At 72.7% G+C, this 14,781-nt stretch carries 11 protein-coding genes and 1 pseudogene; 3 read left to right on the forward strand and 9 right to left on the reverse strand.

The window, feature by feature from the left end; translation table 11 throughout:
* The 4 genes from ACFVYK_RS36300 to ACFVYK_RS36315 form a co-directional block, all read right to left on the reverse strand.
* Positions 1–2,123, reverse strand: a 2,123-nt coding sequence (locus ACFVYK_RS36300; RefSeq protein WP_389781002.1) for a nitrate- and nitrite sensing domain-containing protein, incomplete at its 3' end; no start/stop codon positions are given.
* A gap of 324 nt (positions 2,124–2,447) precedes the next feature.
* Positions 2,448–3,647: a sugar ABC transporter permease gene (locus ACFVYK_RS36305; RefSeq protein ID WP_389781011.1), complete on the reverse strand. Its 1,200-nt coding sequence runs from the start codon at positions 3,645–3,647 to the stop codon at positions 2,448–2,450.
* Positions 3,648–3,652: 5 nt separating this feature from the next.
* A complete protein-coding gene (locus tag ACFVYK_RS36310; protein WP_389781003.1) occupies positions 3,653–4,426 on the reverse strand; it encodes an ATP-binding cassette domain-containing protein in 774 nt (257 codons plus the stop codon).
* A 25-nt stretch (positions 4,427–4,451) separates the two neighbouring features.
* Positions 4,452–5,540, reverse strand: a complete 1,089-nt coding sequence (locus ACFVYK_RS36315) for a substrate-binding domain-containing protein (protein WP_389781004.1) — start codon at positions 5,538–5,540, stop codon at positions 4,452–4,454.
* Between the two features lie 121 nt (positions 5,541–5,661).
* Between ACFVYK_RS36315 and ACFVYK_RS36320 the strand changes: the two genes are divergently transcribed.
* Positions 5,662–8,013, forward strand: a complete 2,352-nt coding sequence (locus ACFVYK_RS36320; RefSeq protein WP_389781005.1) for a SpoIIE family protein phosphatase — start codon at positions 5,662–5,664, stop codon at positions 8,011–8,013.
* Positions 8,010–9,086 carry a sugar ABC transporter substrate-binding protein gene (locus ACFVYK_RS36325; RefSeq protein ID WP_389781006.1) on the forward strand — a complete coding sequence of 359 codons (1,077 nt, stop codon included), beginning with the start codon at positions 8,010–8,012 and terminating at the stop codon, positions 9,084–9,086. The genes ACFVYK_RS36320 and ACFVYK_RS36325 overlap by 4 nt, the downstream gene beginning before the upstream one ends.
* A gap of 13 nt (positions 9,087–9,099) precedes the next feature.
* Here ACFVYK_RS36325 and ACFVYK_RS36330 read toward each other — a convergent pair whose 3' ends face one another.
* The gene (locus tag ACFVYK_RS36330; protein ID WP_109000715.1) at positions 9,100–9,384 is read right to left on the reverse strand and encodes a zinc-ribbon domain-containing protein; all 285 of its coding nucleotides are present in this window, start codon (positions 9,382–9,384) and stop codon (positions 9,100–9,102) included.
* A gap of 205 nt (positions 9,385–9,589) precedes the next feature.
* Between ACFVYK_RS36330 and ACFVYK_RS36335 the strand changes: the two genes are divergently transcribed.
* Positions 9,590–10,570 carry a hypothetical protein gene (locus ACFVYK_RS36335; protein ID WP_389781007.1) on the forward strand — a complete coding sequence of 327 codons (981 nt, stop codon included), beginning with the start codon at positions 9,590–9,592 and terminating at the stop codon, positions 10,568–10,570.
* Positions 10,571–10,613: 43 nt separating this feature from the next.
* On the opposite strand, the gene ACFVYK_RS36340 is transcribed toward ACFVYK_RS36335, so the two are convergent.
* The 4 genes and pseudogenes from ACFVYK_RS36340 to ACFVYK_RS36355 all read right to left on the reverse strand — a co-directional run.
* On the reverse strand, positions 10,614–10,916 hold the full coding sequence (locus ACFVYK_RS36340; RefSeq protein WP_389781008.1) for a response regulator transcription factor: 303 nt from the start codon (positions 10,914–10,916) through the stop codon (positions 10,614–10,616).
* A 327-nt stretch (positions 10,917–11,243) separates the two neighbouring features.
* Positions 11,244–12,605: a D-alanyl-D-alanine carboxypeptidase/D-alanyl-D-alanine-endopeptidase gene (gene dacB / locus ACFVYK_RS36345; RefSeq protein ID WP_389781009.1), complete on the reverse strand. Its 1,362-nt coding sequence runs from the start codon at positions 12,603–12,605 to the stop codon at positions 11,244–11,246.
* Between the two features lie 158 nt (positions 12,606–12,763).
* Positions 12,764–14,332: a hypothetical protein gene (locus ACFVYK_RS36350; RefSeq protein ID WP_389781010.1), complete on the reverse strand. Its 1,569-nt coding sequence runs from the start codon at positions 14,330–14,332 to the stop codon at positions 12,764–12,766.
* A gap of 213 nt (positions 14,333–14,545) precedes the next feature.
* Positions 14,546–14,781 (reverse strand): annotated as a pseudogene (locus ACFVYK_RS36355) (hypothetical protein); the annotation flags it as partial.

The following is a 14,781-nucleotide window of genomic DNA, read 5'->3' on the forward strand; positions in this document are numbered from 1 at the left end:
TCGCCGGAGTCCGGACCGCCGCGGAAGGAGGCCATGACGTCCGCGAGGCGGGACTGCGCAACGTTTCTGACCTTGGCCAGGGTCAGGGTTTCGGAGTCGGGCCGGGCGTCCGGGGAGCGGGGGGTGATCGAGTCGGGCAGCATGACCAGGGACGTCGTCCCCGACTGCTCGCCCGAGGGACGCAACTGCACGCGGATGCCGTGCCGTTCGGCGAGCCTGCCGACCACGAACAGCCCCATCTGCTGGGAGATGCCGGCGTCGACGGTCGGCGGGTTGGCGAGCTTGTGGTTGATCGTCGCGAAGTCGTCCGCCGCCAGGCCGATGCCCTCGTCGTGGATCTCGACCATGACCCGGCCGTCGGGGAGCCGTACGGCGGTCACCCGCACCTCGGACCGCGGGGACGAGAACACCGTGGCGTTCTCCAGCAGTTCCGCCAGCAGATGCACGAGGTCGGACACGGCGCTGCCCTGGATCTCGACCTCCGGCAGGCCGGAGAACCGGATGCGCTCGTACTGCTCCACCTCCGCCGAGGCCGCCCGGACGACGTCGACCAGCGGCAGCGGCCGGTCCCACTGCTGTGTGGGCTCCTCGCCGCCGAGCACCAGGAGGTTCTCGCCGTTGCGGCGCACGCGCGTGGCCAGATGGTCCAGCCGGAAGAGGTTCTCCAACTGCTCGGGGTCGGTCTCGTTGTCCTCCAGGCTGGTGATCAGCGTGAGTTGACGCTCTATCAGGGACTGACTGCGACGGGAGAGGTTGGTGAAGATCGCGTTGATGTTGCCGCGCAGCAGGGCTTGCTCGGCGGCCAGCCGGACGGCCTCGCGGTGGACGTGGTCGAAGGCCCGCGCGACCTCGCCGATCTCGTCGGTGGTGTCGATCGGGATCGGCGTCACCCGGGTGTCGACCGGGTCGGCGCCGGGCTGCGACATCTGCTCGATCAGACTCGGCAGGCGCTTTCCGGCGATGTCGATGGCGGAGGCGCTCAGCCGGCGCATGCCGGTGCTCATGGTGCGTGCGACCCAGGAGGCGAGGAGGAAGGCGGCGAGCACCGCGGCGAGCACGAGCGCGGCGTTGGTGATCGCGTCGCGTCGCGCGTCGTCGGCGATGTCCTGGGCCCCGGCCAGCGCGGCGTCCGTGAGGTTCACCTGGATGCTCCGGTAGGCGTCGAAGCCCAGGGTGGAGGCGGCGAAGAACGACTCGGGGGTGATGCCCCGCGCGGCGAGCTCGGCGGCCGGCTTCCCGGTGGCGATCGCGCTGATCATCTCGTCCATGCGCGGCGGCTTCACGTACGGGCGTCCCGCCGCCTTCGCCTGCGCGGCGGCGGTGGCGTTCTGCTGCTCGCCCAGGGCCTCGGCGGCGGCCAGCGCCTTGGTCAGCCGCGCCGTGTCCTCGCCGGTCCCGGCGCCGGCGAACTCCTGGAGCCCCACCTGTTCGAGATAGGCGTACGAGCGGAAGGAGCCGAGCTGCGACTCCAGTTCGCCCGCCGCGAGGCCGTCGCGGTCCTCCACCAGCAGGTGGGTGCCGATGGACCGGATCAGCGACTCGGCCGCCTGGGTCAGGGACGCGGCATAGAGCGTGCGGCCGAAGCTGGCCTGATTGCTGCTGCCGAAGCCCAGCTCGTTGGAGAGCTCCATCAAAGGGTGCTGGACCGTGTGGTAGCTCTCCTCCGTCTGCACGCCGGACATCCGGGAGGTGAACGCGTCCGCCCGCACGGCGGCCAGCTGCTTCTCGCCGGCGCGCACCAGCTGCACGCGCCGCAGCAGGCCGCTGGTCTGCGGCATCCGGGCGACCGCACGGTCGAAGGCGGCGGCGTCCGCGTCGGTGACGTTGCGGGCCCGCACGACGGCGTCCGTGGTCTTCTTCCGCGCGAGCAGCGGGATGACCGACACGTCGCGTTCGTTGATCGCGTCGCTGGCGTAGGCGTTCGCCGCCTGGACGAGTTCGGCCACCCGGACCGCGTCGTCGGCGTCCTGCCAGGTGTCCACCGAGCGTTTCACCCGCACGCCCCCGAGCACGAGGGCGACGAGCACCGGGATCAGCAGGACGGCCCGCAGCCGTCGGCCGACCGGCCAGTTGCTGGTGAGGGACCTTCTTCGTCCCTCCGCTGCGGGTGAGTGGTTCGGCAAGGTAGTCCTATCGCCCTGGTACGCCTGAAACGCCTGAAACGCTTGCAACCCTGGTACGCCTGCAACGCCGGGCAGGTCCGGCGCGTGACGCGCCGTCGTCCCTCACTACGGCGCGACGACGGCGATGCGTTCAAAAATGGTGCAACTTTCACCGAACTCGGAACGGCACCACAGTAGACCCGACGGTCTCCGCGCACAGGGGAACGGCGACACATGTCCGCACAAAGTCGCACCGGCCTCTCAGGCCCGTCCCCCGAGACCCGGCCTCTCAGGCCCGTCCCCCGATACCCGTCCCCCGAGACCCCTCCTGCGAGGCCCGTCCCCTCAGGCCCGTCCGTGCGCCTCATGGGAGCGCCGCGACAGCGAGTCGACGACCACGGCGGCGAACAGCACCCCGCCCGTGATCACGAACTGGACGGCCGGGGGAGTGTCCGTGATCGCCATGCCCGAGGCGATCGACTGGATGACGAGCATGCCGAGCACCGCCGACCAGGTCGTGCCGCGCCCGCCGAACAGACTGGTGCCGCCGATGACGGCCGCCGCGATGGCGTTGACCAGCAGGACGCCCGACCCCGAGGTCTGGCTCACCGAGGTGATCCGCGAGGCCAGGAACAGCCCGCCGATCGCGGCCATCGTGCCCGACGTCGCGAGCACCGCCGTCTGCACCCACGTCACGTCGATGCTGGCGCGCCGCGACGCCTCGATGCTGCCGCCGAGCGCGTAGACCTGCCGTCCGTGGTGCGTGCGGCGGAGCACGACGTCGAGGCCCGCGACCAGCACCAGGAAGATCAGCAGGGCCAGCGGCAGCCCCTGGAACCGGTTGAGCAGGTAGGCGACGGTGAACGCGAGCACCGCGAGCCCTGCGGTGCGCACCAGGATGCCGCGCAGCGAGCGGTGCGGCATGCCGAGGGCCCTGCGGCGGCGCCGGTCCCGGTCGGAGACGAGGAAGACCGCGCCGGCGGCGACCGCCGCCAGACCGTAGGCCACGGCATCATGGGTGAAGTAGTAGCTGGTCAGCCGGGCGACCAGGCCGTCCTCGTCGAGATTGACGGTGCCGCTGTCCCCGAGCACCGCCAGCATCAGACCGTTCCAGGTGAGCAGCCCGGCCAGCGTGACCACGAACGCCGGCACCCGGGTCCTGGCGACGGAGTAGCCCTGGACGGTCCCCGCCACCGTGCCCACGAGCACCGCGACGACCAGCGCGAGCCACTCCGGCACCCCGTTGTTCACGTTCAGCACGGCGAAGACGGCCGCCGCCAGACCACTGATCGATCCCACGGACAGGTCGAGCTGCCCCAGCAGCAGCACGAAGACGATGCCGACCGCGATCAGCCCCGTCCCCACGATGTCCACGCTCAGGTTGGACAGGTTCCGAGGTGAGAGGAAGTTCTGGTTGAGGGACTGGAAGATGATCCAGACGACGGCCAGGACGAGGACGACGGGAAGCGACCCCAGCTCGCCGGCGCTCAGCTTGCGCCGGACGACCGCGACCGCGCCCCGCGCGCCCTGGGCGACGGTCCGCATGCTCTTCACCACCCCGCCTCCCGGGCGGCCGGCCGGCGGGGCACGTTCTCCGTGGCGCCGGTGATGGACGAGACGATCTGCTCCTGGGACGCGGTGTTCACGTCGAAGAAGCCGTTGTTGCGACCCAGCCGCAGGACCGCGGCGCGGTCTGCGAGAGCCTTCACGTCACCCATGTTGTGGCTGATGAGCAGGACGCCGAGACCGCGGTCCCGCAACTGGTCTACCAGGTCCAGGACCTCCGTGGTCTGCTCGAAGCCCAGCGCGGCCGTCGGTTCGTCCAGGAGGAGCACCCGGGGGTCGCCCAGAAGCGAGCGGGCGATGGCGACCGTCTGCCGCTGGCCGCTGGAGAGCGCCACGACGGGACCGCGCAGATCGGGCAGTCCCCGGGTCAGCCGTTCCAGCAACTGCCTGGTGCGGCGCTCCATCTCCACCTCGTCCAGGAACCCGAACCGGCGGATCTCCCGGCCCAGGAACAGGTTGCCGACGACGTCGAGGTTCCCGCAGAGCGCGAGGTCCTGGTAGACGGTGGCGATGCCGAGGTCCCGGGCGTCGTGCGGCCGCCGGATGTGCACCGGCCGGCCCTGCCACTCGATGACGCCCTTCTCGGCCGGGGCGACCCCGGAGATCGCCTTGACCAGGGTGGACTTGCCGGCCCCGTTGTCCCCCAGGAGAGCGACGACCTGCCCGGAGTGGATCTCCAGCTCGATGTCCGTGAGGACCTCGACGACGCCGAAGCGCTTGCACACCCCGCGCAGTGCCAGCAAGGGGGGATCCGGCACGGAAACCAACTCCTCGGTCCGCGGATCAGGTCAGTCCGGCCCTCGCGCAGGCGGCCCGCAGCCGGGGGATGCAGATCTGTCCGACCGTGTGCAGACCGTCCTTGACGACCGTGTCCCCGATGTTGTCGGCCGTCACGGACACCGGGGCGAGCAGCACGGAGGCGACCGCCTGCCCGCCGCGCGTCGGCACCTCGCCGGTGGCCACCGGGCCCAGGCTCTGCCCGCGCGCCGCCGCCACGGCCATCGCGCCGCCCGCCGCCGCCTCGGGCCCGAACGGCTTGAACACGGTCATGTACTGGTCGCCGCCGACGATGCGCCGCAGCGCCGACAGCTCGGCGTCCTGCCCGGTGACCGGCGGCAGCGGGTCGACCTTGTTCGCCTTGAGGGCGGAGATGCTTCCGTCGGCGAGGCCGTCGTTGGCCGCGTAGACGCCGTCGACGGCGTCGTCGCCCAGGGCCGCGAGCGCGCCGGACATGTTCATGTGGGCGGTCTCCGGCCGCCACTGCGGGGTGTCGTAGGCCTTGCCGATCTTCACCTTCCCGTCGAGCACGGACAGCGCACCGCGTCGGAACGCAACCGCGTTGGGGTCGCCGGGATCGCCGTTCATCATCACGATCTGGGCGCCGGGCACCTTGTCGCCCATCGCCTTCAGCAGCGCGCGCCCCTGGAGCCTGCCGACCTCCATGCCGTCGAAGGAGACGTAACCCGAGATCGGGCCCTCGGCGAGACGGTCGTAGGCGATGACGGGGATGCCGGCCTCGTGGGCCTCGGCGACCGTGGGCGCCAGCGAGCGGGCGTCCACGGCGACGAGCACGACGGCGTCCACGCCCCTGGTGATCATCGCGTCCATCTGTTCCTGCTGCAGGGCCACATCGCCCTTGGCGTTGGCGTGCTCGACCGTGCAGGTCCGGCACAGCTCCCGGATCCGCTTCTCCAGCAGGGGCCGGTCCTGGGTCTCCCAGCGCGCCGTGGTGTTGTCCGGCAGCAGCAGACCGATGCGCGGTCCGCCCTCCGCGCCGGGGTCGCCGTCGGCGTCCGTACCGCAGGCCGCCAGTACGACGGCGGTGCAGACGGCCGTCGCGACGGCGGCGGCGTCCCGTATGCAGGCCTTCATGAGCGATACCTGCCGTAGACGACAATGAGGTGGATATGTTCGGTTGGTCCGTATATGCGATTCTGGTGGGTGGGTGCCCCGATCTCAACCTGTCGGGACCTGCGACAGGACGGGAGGTACGGTGCGCAGATGCCTCGACCGGGTCCTGACCTTCGCCGGAGCGGCACAGGCAGCGGTCTACGCACCCGGCGCCGGCGACCGGGAGCTCCGGCTCGTGGACACGTCCACGGACTCTCCCGACGGGTCCGGGCCGCCGGACCGCCTGGAGCTGTCGGGGGACTCGCCCGCCGCGCGCGCCTACCGCACCGACCGCCCCCTCTGGCTCACCGCCGACACCCCGCTCGGCGCGCTGCCCCTGGACGCGGACGGCAGACGGCTGGGCTGCCTGGTCGTCGAGGGCGCCTCGGCGGACGGCTTCGACGTCGAGCAACGCCGGTTCCTCGAACGCTACGCCGACGCGCTCGCCGCGCTCCTGCGTCCGGCGGCGGGCGCGACCGCGCCGACCCCCCTGCTCGCGCCCGCCCTGCGCAGCCTGCGCGTCGGCTCCTTCGTGGTCTTCCCGGACACCGGCCTGATCGAGGCCGACGAGACCCTCCTGGACCTGGTCGGCATCAGCCCGCAGGACTTCGACGGCAAGGCCGACACCCTCCTCGCCCACGCCCTCCCCGAGGACATGCACGCCCTGATGTCGGTCCTGGAGCCGTCCGCCGAGGCCTCCGTACGACGGGACCTGGAGTTCCGGGTCCGCGGCCCCACCGGCGAGATGCGCTGGCTGAGCCTGAGCTGCCGCGCGGAGGCGGGCGGCCCCGACGGACGCGACGAGGTGCTGGGCGTGGTGACGGCCACCCCCGTGCTGCGCCGCGGCACCGACGACGTCGCCCGCATCCAGTGGCTGACCGCCGCCCTCGACGACGCCGCGACCGTCCGCGACGTCGGCCGCGTCGTGGTCGCCGCGCTGCGCGAACCGCTGGCGGCCGACCGGGTCGCCCTCGCCGCGCTGCAGGACGACCGGCTCCTGGTCACCGTCCTCGACCCGCCGCAGCCCACCGCCTGGCCCGAGGTGTGGCGCTCGGAGTGGCGCACGGAATGGCCCGACGCGCCGCTGCGGGCCCTGCCCACCCTGAAGGCGGCCCTCAGCGACGGCCGCATGGACCTGTGGCCGGCGGGCACCGAACTCGAACCCGGACTGACCGGCGTCGGCGACGGCGGACTGGCCGTGCTGCCGCTGCCCGCCAAGGGCCAGGTGGCCGGCGTGTGCCTGGTCGGCTGGGAGCGCCCCCACGAGTTCGTCCCCGAGGAACGCTCCCTGCTCACCGCCACCGCGGCCCTCGTGGGCCAGGCCCTCAAACGGGCCCACGCCCACGACGCCGAGCAGGAACTCGCGACGATGCTCCAGCGCAGCCTGCTGCCCCGGCGGCTGCCCGAACTGCCCGGCGGGACCGCCGTCGCCCGCTATCTGCCCGCCAAGCGCGGTCTGCAGGTGGGCGGCGACTGGTACGACGTCATCGCCCTCTCCCAGGACCGGGTGGCGCTGGTCATCGGCGACGTCCAGGGACACAGCGCCGGCGCCGCGACGATCATGGGCCAGATGCGCACCGCCGTGCGGGCCTACGCCATGGAGGGCCACCCGCCCGACGTCGTCGTCTCGCACGCCAACCGGCTCCTCGTGGCCATGGAGACCGATCTCTTCGCCACCTGCTGTTACGCCGAGCTCGACATGGAGGAGGGCAACACCCTCTTCGTCCGGGCCGGCCACCTCGCCCCGCTGGTCCGCCGCCCCGACGGCGTCACCGAGGAGGTCGACGTCACGGGCGGGCCCCCGCTGGGCATCCTCGCCGAGGCGGACTTCCCCATGACGGCCCTGGAACTGGCCCCCGGCACCGTCCTCGCCCTGGTCACCGACGGCCTGGTGGAGGCCGCCGACCTGCCCCTGGACGAGGGCATGCGCCGCACCCGCGCCGCGCTGGCCGCGGCCGACCCCGCGGACCCGGGCGCCATGGCCGACAAGCTGCTCGGCGACGCCGGCCGCCGCGAGGACGACGTGGCGCTGCTCCTGCTGCGCTACGACGGCATGAAGACCCGCCCGATCCGGGCCGGCTGGATGGTGTGGCGGCTGCCCGACGCCGTCATGCACGCCCGCCGCTTCACCGCGCGCACCCTGCGCCGCTGGAAGGTCCAGGAGGCGGCCGACGCCGTGCTGCTGGTCGTCTCCGAGCTCGTCACCAACGCGCTCGTGCACACCCAGGGACCGGTCCGGCTCGACCTGATCCTGCGCGGCGACCGGGTGCGCGTCTGCGTGAGCGACTCCTCGCCGCGCGCGCCCGCCAAACCCGTGATCGTCGACTGGGAGTCGACCGGCGGCCGCGGCCTGCTGCTCGTCGAGGCCATGTCGGAGTCGTCCGGCTCGGTCCCGGTGGCCGGCGGCAAACAGGTGTGGAGCGAGATCGCCGTGCCGGAGGGAGTGACGTCATGATCCGCCGGCAGCATGTCGTCGCGGTGCTCGCCGCGGCCCTGATGACGATGCCCCTGGCCGCCTGCGGCGGGGGGCAGAAGCCGGCCCGGGAGGGCTTCACCGTCGGCCTGCTGCTGCCGAGCCGCACCGTCCCGCGCTGGGAGCACTCGGACCGGCCGCTGATCGAGGCCCAGGTGAAGAAGCTGTGCCCCGGCTGCACGCTGGAGTACGCCAACGCCGAGGACGACGTGACCAGACAGCGGCAGCAACTGGTCTCGATGGTCACCAAGGGCGCCAAGGTCCTCATCCTCGACGCCGCCGACACCCGGGCGGTCCGCTCCTCCGTCCAGGAGGCGCACCGCGCGGGCGTCCAGATCATCGCCTACGACCGCCTGGCCGAGGGCCCGGTCGCCGGGTACGTCGGCTTCGACGCCGTGCGGATCGGCCGGCTCCAGGGCGAGGCGCTGCTCAAGGGCATGGGGCGGGCCCCGAAAGCCGACGTCGTCATGATGAACGGCGACCCGGCCAGTCCCAACGCGCTCTGGTACAAGAAGGGCGCGCTGTCCGCCCTCTCCGGCCGGGTGAGGATCGCCAGGTCCTACGACACCGCCGACTGGAGCACGCAGAACGCCCACGCGAACATGTCCGCCGCCATCGCGGCCCTCGGCCCGGACGGGATGGACGGCGTCCTCGCGGCCAACGACTCCATCGCGGCCGGCGTCGTGGCCGCCCTCAAGAGCGCCGGCGTCACGGAGCTCCCGCCCGTCACCGGCCAGGACGCCGACCTCGACGCCGTGCGGCGCATCGTCAAGGGCGAGCAGTACATGACGGTGTACAAGCCGTTCAAGGAGGAGGCCGCCGCCGTGGCCGCCATGGCGGTCGCCGTGGGGAAGGGCGAGCGTCCGGGCGGCGACGCCACCACGACCACCGACAGCCCCACCACCGCACGCATCCCGTCGGTCCTGCTCACGGCGCACCCGGTGACGGCCGAGGACATCGGACCCGTGCTGGTCGACAACGGCGTCTACACCGTCGCCCGCATCTGCACCCCTGAGCTGCGGGCCGCCTGCGACCGGGCCGGGCTGACCCGGTGAGGGGCGCCGACGGTCAGTGCTGGTACGGCTGCTGCTGCGGCTGCCCGTAGGGCTGGCCGGCGCCCGCGCCCTGCGCGAGCAGCTGGTCCGCCTGCTCCTTGGTCACCTTCTGCTCCGCGCCGCAGAAGGTGCACTGCGTGGCGTACTTCGTCGAGATCGGGAACAGCGGCACGAAGAACAGCGTGAACTTCGTGACCCGCTTCCTGAGGGTGTGCGCCGCGGGGTTGCCGCAACGGCCGCACACCAGCGTCAGTATCGCCAGCTGGTAGAGGTATCCCTTGGTGCCGAAGATGATCACGCTGTGCTTCCTTCTGGATGAGTGTCGGTCTGCAGGGCACAGTCTGCTGCATGCGCGTCACTCGCGTGAGCGGCAGGCGGCTCCATGCCCTGGGCCACGCGGGCGACTCCCCGGCCGCGACGGCGGCAGCGGCCCCTTGCCCGACGCGATGGTCGTCTGGCCGCCGCTCAGCGGCGTTTCCGACTTCCCCGCAAGGAAGGCCCCCATGCCCCGAGTCCCCCGTCCGGCGGTCGTCACCGCCGCCGCCCTCTCCCTCGGCCTGCTCGCCACGGCTCCCGCCACGGGCGGCGAGCCGGCCGTCTCCGAACCACGTGTCGTCGCCCACTTCGACTTCGCCCGGGGGGAGTCACCGGAGAACATCGCCCTCGAACCCGACGGCTCCGCCGACCTGACGCTCTCCACCGCACGGCAGGTCGTCAACGTCACCCGGCAGGGCCGGACGCGGATCCTGGCCACCCTGCCGGCCGTCGCCGACCCGAAGACCCCGGTCGTCGGCAGGGCCGTGGTGCTCGGCATCGCCCGCGCGGAGAACGGCACTCTCTACGTCACCTATGCCACCGGCACGGCCCGGACCGGGATCTGGCGCATCGCCCCCGACGGCAGCGCACCGCGGCAGATCGCCGCACTGCCGCCGACCGGGTTCCCCAACGGCCTCGCCCTCGACGAGCGCCGGGGCGTGCTCTACGCCGCAGACTCGGTCCTGGGCACCGTCTGGCGCGTTCCGTGCCACGGCGGCGCACCCACGGCGTGGGCCACGGGCGCCGCGCTGGAGCCCCGCAACGCACCCCCCGCGGCCCGGGTCGGAGTCAACGGCCTGCGGTTCCACCGCGACGCGGTGTGGGTGTCCAACACCAACGCCGGGACGCTGCTGCGCATCCGCGTACGCGAGAACGGCTTCGCCGGCCCGATCGAGACCCGGGCGACCCGGCTCTACGCGATCGACGACTTCGGGTTCGTCGAGCGCAACAAGGACACGGCCCTCGCCGCCCTGACCGGCGGGAGCGAGATCGCGCTGGTCCGTCCGGACGGCGCCCACCGCGTCGTCCTCACGCCGAAGGACGGGCTGTCCAACCCCACCTCCGTGGCGGTACGCGGCCGGACCGCCTACATCCCGAGCGCGGCCTACTTCACCCGGAAGGACCCGAACCTGCTGCTCGCCCGCGTGTACCAGCGCGCTCGCGACTAGGACCTGTCTTTCAGGCCGCCGGATGCACCAGGCCGCCTGTCTTTCAGGCCGCCGGGTGCACCAGGCCGTACTCGTAGGCGAAGACGACCGCCTGCACCCGCGCGCGTGCGCCGATCTTGGTCAGGATGTGGCTGACGTGGGTCTTGGTCGGGGCGATGGACAGGCGTGCGCCGATCTCGGCGTTGGACCAGCCGGAGGCGACGGCCACCAGGACGTCGCGTTCGCGCTGGCTGAAGGCGCCGGGCCCGATCGCCCCCTCGCCTGCCCGCGGAGCGCGTTCCCGGCGGACGGTGTCGATGAGCGCGCGGGTCAGCTCGGGGGTGAGGGCGGCGTCTCCGGCCGCCACGGCCCGCAGGGCCGGGTCAGTTCGTCGGAGGTGGCGTCCTGCGGCAGGAATCCGCCCGCGCGCGGGGCGGCGTAGGCGCAGCCCTGGTCGCCCGTGGGGGTCAGGACCAGCACCCGCGGCGGGGCCCGGCCGGCGCCCCGGGCGCGCCGAACGCCGCGAGAAGCGGGGGCCGGGCGATGCGGCGGATGGTCTCGACGTCCTCAGGCCGGTGGGCACGCGGAACGGGCCGGCTCCACCGGAGCCGGCCCGTTCCCGTCCGTTCCCGTCCGTTCCCGTGCCCCTGACGCCTGACGCCTGACGCCTGACGCCTGCTGTCCGCCGTGCGTCCTAGGCCCAGCAGCCGTTGACGGTCGCCGCGAGACCGTCCATCGCGTCCTTGATGGCGTTCGGGTCGGCCGTGGAGCCGTTCTCCACGAACGAGAAGACCTTCCACCTGCCGTCCTTGCCCTGCGTCAGACCGCTGAGGGCGATGGCCCCGGTGAGGGTGCCGGTCTTCGCGCGCACCTTGCCGACGGCGCACTTGGAGTTCGCGTCGTCGAACCGGCCCCACTCGGGGCCGAGGGTGCTGCCCGCCTCGCCGGCGACGGGCAGCCCGTCGAGGATGGAGCCCAGGGTGCCGGCGTAGCGGGGCTCCGTCAGCAGTTCGAGGAGCTCCGCGAGCGTGGCGGCCGGGATGCGGTTCGCGCGCGAGAGCCCGCTGCCGTCGTAGATCTCGAAGTGGTCGAGGGACACGCCGTACCGCTCGGTCAGCACCTGGCGCACGACCTCCGTGCCGCCCTCGAAGGTGGCCGGGCGCCCCGCGCCCAGCGCGGTCGCGCGCAGCAGGGTCTCGGCGATGTCGTTGTCGCTGACCTTGGTCATCTTCCGGACGATCTCCGACAGCGCGGCGGACCTGTGCTGTGCCACGGGAACGTCGCCGGGGCTCGCCGTGGCGCGGGTGACGGCCCCGTCGACGGCGATCCCGGCCGCGGTGAGCCGCTGGGCGAAGAGCTGCCCGGCGTCGACTGAGGTGTCCTGGACGTGACGCCCGTCCACGACGAGCGCGCGCACCGGGGCGACGGAGTCGGGGTAGTAGCCGGTGTTCCAGCCGTTGGCCAGGGTCGGCTCGGGGAACAGGCTGTCGTCCACGGCGACCTTCACCGACGTCAGGCCCGCCGCCTTGAGGCCCGCGACCGCGGTGCTCGCCAGTTCGGCGAGGTCGGCGCCGGTCAGCGTCCGGTCCCCGCCCCCGACGAGGGTGAGCGTGCCGCCGTCGTAGACGACCTTCGTGGTGAACCGGTGGTCCGGGCCCAGCACGGTCAGGGCGGCCGTCGCGGTGGCGAGCTTGGTGTTGGAGGCCGGCATCAGCGCGGTCGCGCCGTTGTGGTCCCACAGGGGCCGGTCGGACGCGGAGTCGAGGACCACGCCGCTGACGTGGGAGCCCAGCCGCCGATCCAGCACCCGGGTTTCCAGGTTCGTGACCATCTGCCGGTCGTCGGCGCCGGGGCCCTGACCCGGTGCGGTGTCCTTGGCCGTCGTCCCGACGCCCTTCCCCGCGGCGAACGCCGAGGGGGCGGTCAGAGCCGCCGAGGTGAGCGGGACGGCGAGGGCGAGCACGATCGCCCGCCGCAGTCCGGTGCCGCTCTGCCCCGATCTGCGGTGCCGGCGGCTGCCGCCCGGGACGAAGGGTTCGAGAGGGGCATCCGCCATCGTGTCGTTCATTCCGTTGGTCTCAAGGCTTTCGTGTGGGGCGCTGCGCAAGAGAATTCCGGCGCACCTTATCACCTGTCATACAGGGCCCCCAGGTAACGCATTGGCGGGCTGACGAATATTCAGCAGCCGGAATTCCCCGCTATTTCATCCCTTGTTCACAGGCCCGACCCCAGGCGCTGCGTCGTGTACGCGCATTCCGTGTAGACATAGCCGGACTGCAGCTTCGCCGTGTCCGAGGCGGGGGTGGCCGTACTGTCGCCCATCGGCTTGTGCAGGAAGTACGTCGTGCCGACCGGCAGGCTGATGGTGCGTTCCGGATAGTTCTTGCCGCTGTTGTCGCACGGTTTGAAACTCGGATTGACGGTGTCGGCGAAGGAGTACGCCTTGCAACTGCCGCAGGCCTTGAGAGTGAAACTCCCGGTGACCGGGCCCGTGTACAGGACGGTGATCTCGTCGGGGCTGTCGTTCTGCACCGTCACCGAGATGCTGCCGCCGGAACGGGTGGTCGGCAGGGTCTTGCCGGCGGCGGGCACGGTCCGGGCGATCTCCGCGGCTATCGCGATCTTCCTCGCGCGGGCCGCGTTCTTGTCGCTCTTGTGGGCGGACGCGTAGTCCGTCAGGGTCGTCTGCGCCGCGTCGAAGTCGCCGTCCCGGTACTGGTCCACACCGCAGGTGTACGCGCCCGCGTCGGCGCTGCCCGCGGCCCGCCGGGAGTCCTTGTCGAGGGCGTCGCCGACGGCCGCGCGCGCGGCCGTCAGACCGTCTATCTGGGTCCCCAGCGTGCGCAGCCGCTGGACCGCGGTGCAGGGCTCGGCCCCGCCGAGCTCCTTCTCCGTGCGGAGGACGGCGGCGGCCACGGCCGGCTCGACCTTCCCGGCCTGCTCGGAGTCGGGGAACGCGGTCAGCAACTCCCCGAACTGCGACGTCCAGGTTGCCTCGCCGGCGGTGAGGGCCGCCGACGCGCACGCGTACAGCGAGGTCGCCAGCCGGTCGTCAGGCCACGTCTTCAGGTCCCCGAGGTCCGTCTCCGGCATGCCCTCGGGGATCGTGCGCAGGTACTTCAGGGGCGCCGTCGCCGCGCAGTAGTCGCCCCGCGCGAACGGCGCGCCGACCGTCGTGTAGAACGTCTTCAACCGTGCCGGCACCCGCTCGGCCGCCCGCGATCCGGGGTGGTCCGTCCGCAGGTCGGAGTAGACGGACAGGGCCTTGGTGTAGTCGGCCTGAGCCGTGCCGAAGGGTTTTCCGGCCGCGGCCTCCACCATGCGGTCGGCCTCGTCGAGCCGGTCGAGGAGCATCTGCTGCGTCGCCTCGTCCCGCGCGTCGTCGTACAGCACGACGCCGCCGGCCGGGGCCGCCAGCAGGAGCAGCCCTAGCGCGAGCGCGAGCGGCGCGCGGCGAAGCCCGGCGAGCGGCGTGCGCAGGCCCACGCGCGCGCCGTGCGCCGCCACCGCGACGAGGAAGGCGACGTACAGGACGAGTGCGACAGCCGGGACGCCGTCCGGGTCGGCCGGCAGCGCCGCGAAGAGCAGGGCGGCGGTGGCGATCCAGCACAGCGCCATGAGAGCCCAGCGGCGCACCAGGGCGTAGCCCAGGCCCAGCCCGCTGAGGTTGAGCACGGCGACCGCGACGGCCCGTACTCCGTCCGCCGGGGCCGGCGGCGGCGCCGTCGGCATCGGCGGGACCTGGATGGTGTGGTCGTATCTGCCGTACTGGTCCCCCGACATGGCGGCTCCCCCCGATGAACTGCATGCACACATCTACGATTTGTCAGTGTACGGGGGCGGCGGGGGCGCCGACAGTGGCAGCGGGGGCCTCGCCCGGCGATCCGTGCCGGTGGCGGCACGCGCGGGTGAGCGGGCGGCGGGGTGACGGGAAGCCCGCCGGACCGCCACGCGGGGGGTGCGTGGCGGCCGCGGCTGCTATCGCGTCAGGCATGCTCAGGCCACACCCCCCGCCGTCTTCTTGCGGCGCAGGGCGTAGAGGCCGGTGCCGGCGACGGCGAGGATGCCGAGGCCGCCGGCGGTGAGGGAGGGGCCGGCGAGGGCGCCGCCGCCGGTGTGCATGCCGCCGCTGGGCTTGTCGTGCTCACCGCTCCAGCCGCCGCCGTCCTCCTTGCCTCCGCCGTCCTCCTTGCCTCCGCCGTCCCAGGCGTTGTCGTCCTGGCCCGTGGAGG

The sequence above is a fragment of the Streptomyces sp. NPDC058291 genome (assembly GCF_042880855.1).
Taxonomy (GTDB): Bacteria; Actinomycetota; Actinomycetes; order Streptomycetales; family Streptomycetaceae; genus Streptomyces.

Coding starts and splice junctions, on each gene's coding strand:
- ACFVYK_RS36325 (WP_389781006.1), top strand. CDS start 8,010: ATGATCCGCCGGCAGCATGTCGTCGCGGTGCTCGCCGCGGCCCTGATG.
- ACFVYK_RS36305 (WP_389781011.1), bottom strand. CDS start 3,647: ATGCGGACCGTCGCCCAGGGCGCGCGGGGCGCGGTCGCGGTCGTCCGG.
- ACFVYK_RS36315 (WP_389781004.1), bottom strand. CDS start 5,540: ATGAAGGCCTGCATACGGGACGCCGCCGCCGTCGCGACGGCCGTCTGC.
- ACFVYK_RS36335 (WP_389781007.1), top strand. CDS start 9,590: ATGCCCCGAGTCCCCCGTCCGGCGGTCGTCACCGCCGCCGCCCTCTCC.
- ACFVYK_RS36350 (WP_389781010.1), bottom strand. CDS start 14,332: ATGTCGGGGGACCAGTACGGCAGATACGACCACACCATCCAGGTCCCG.
- dacB (WP_389781009.1), bottom strand. CDS start 12,605: ATGGCGGATGCCCCTCTCGAACCCTTCGTCCCGGGCGGCAGCCGCCGG.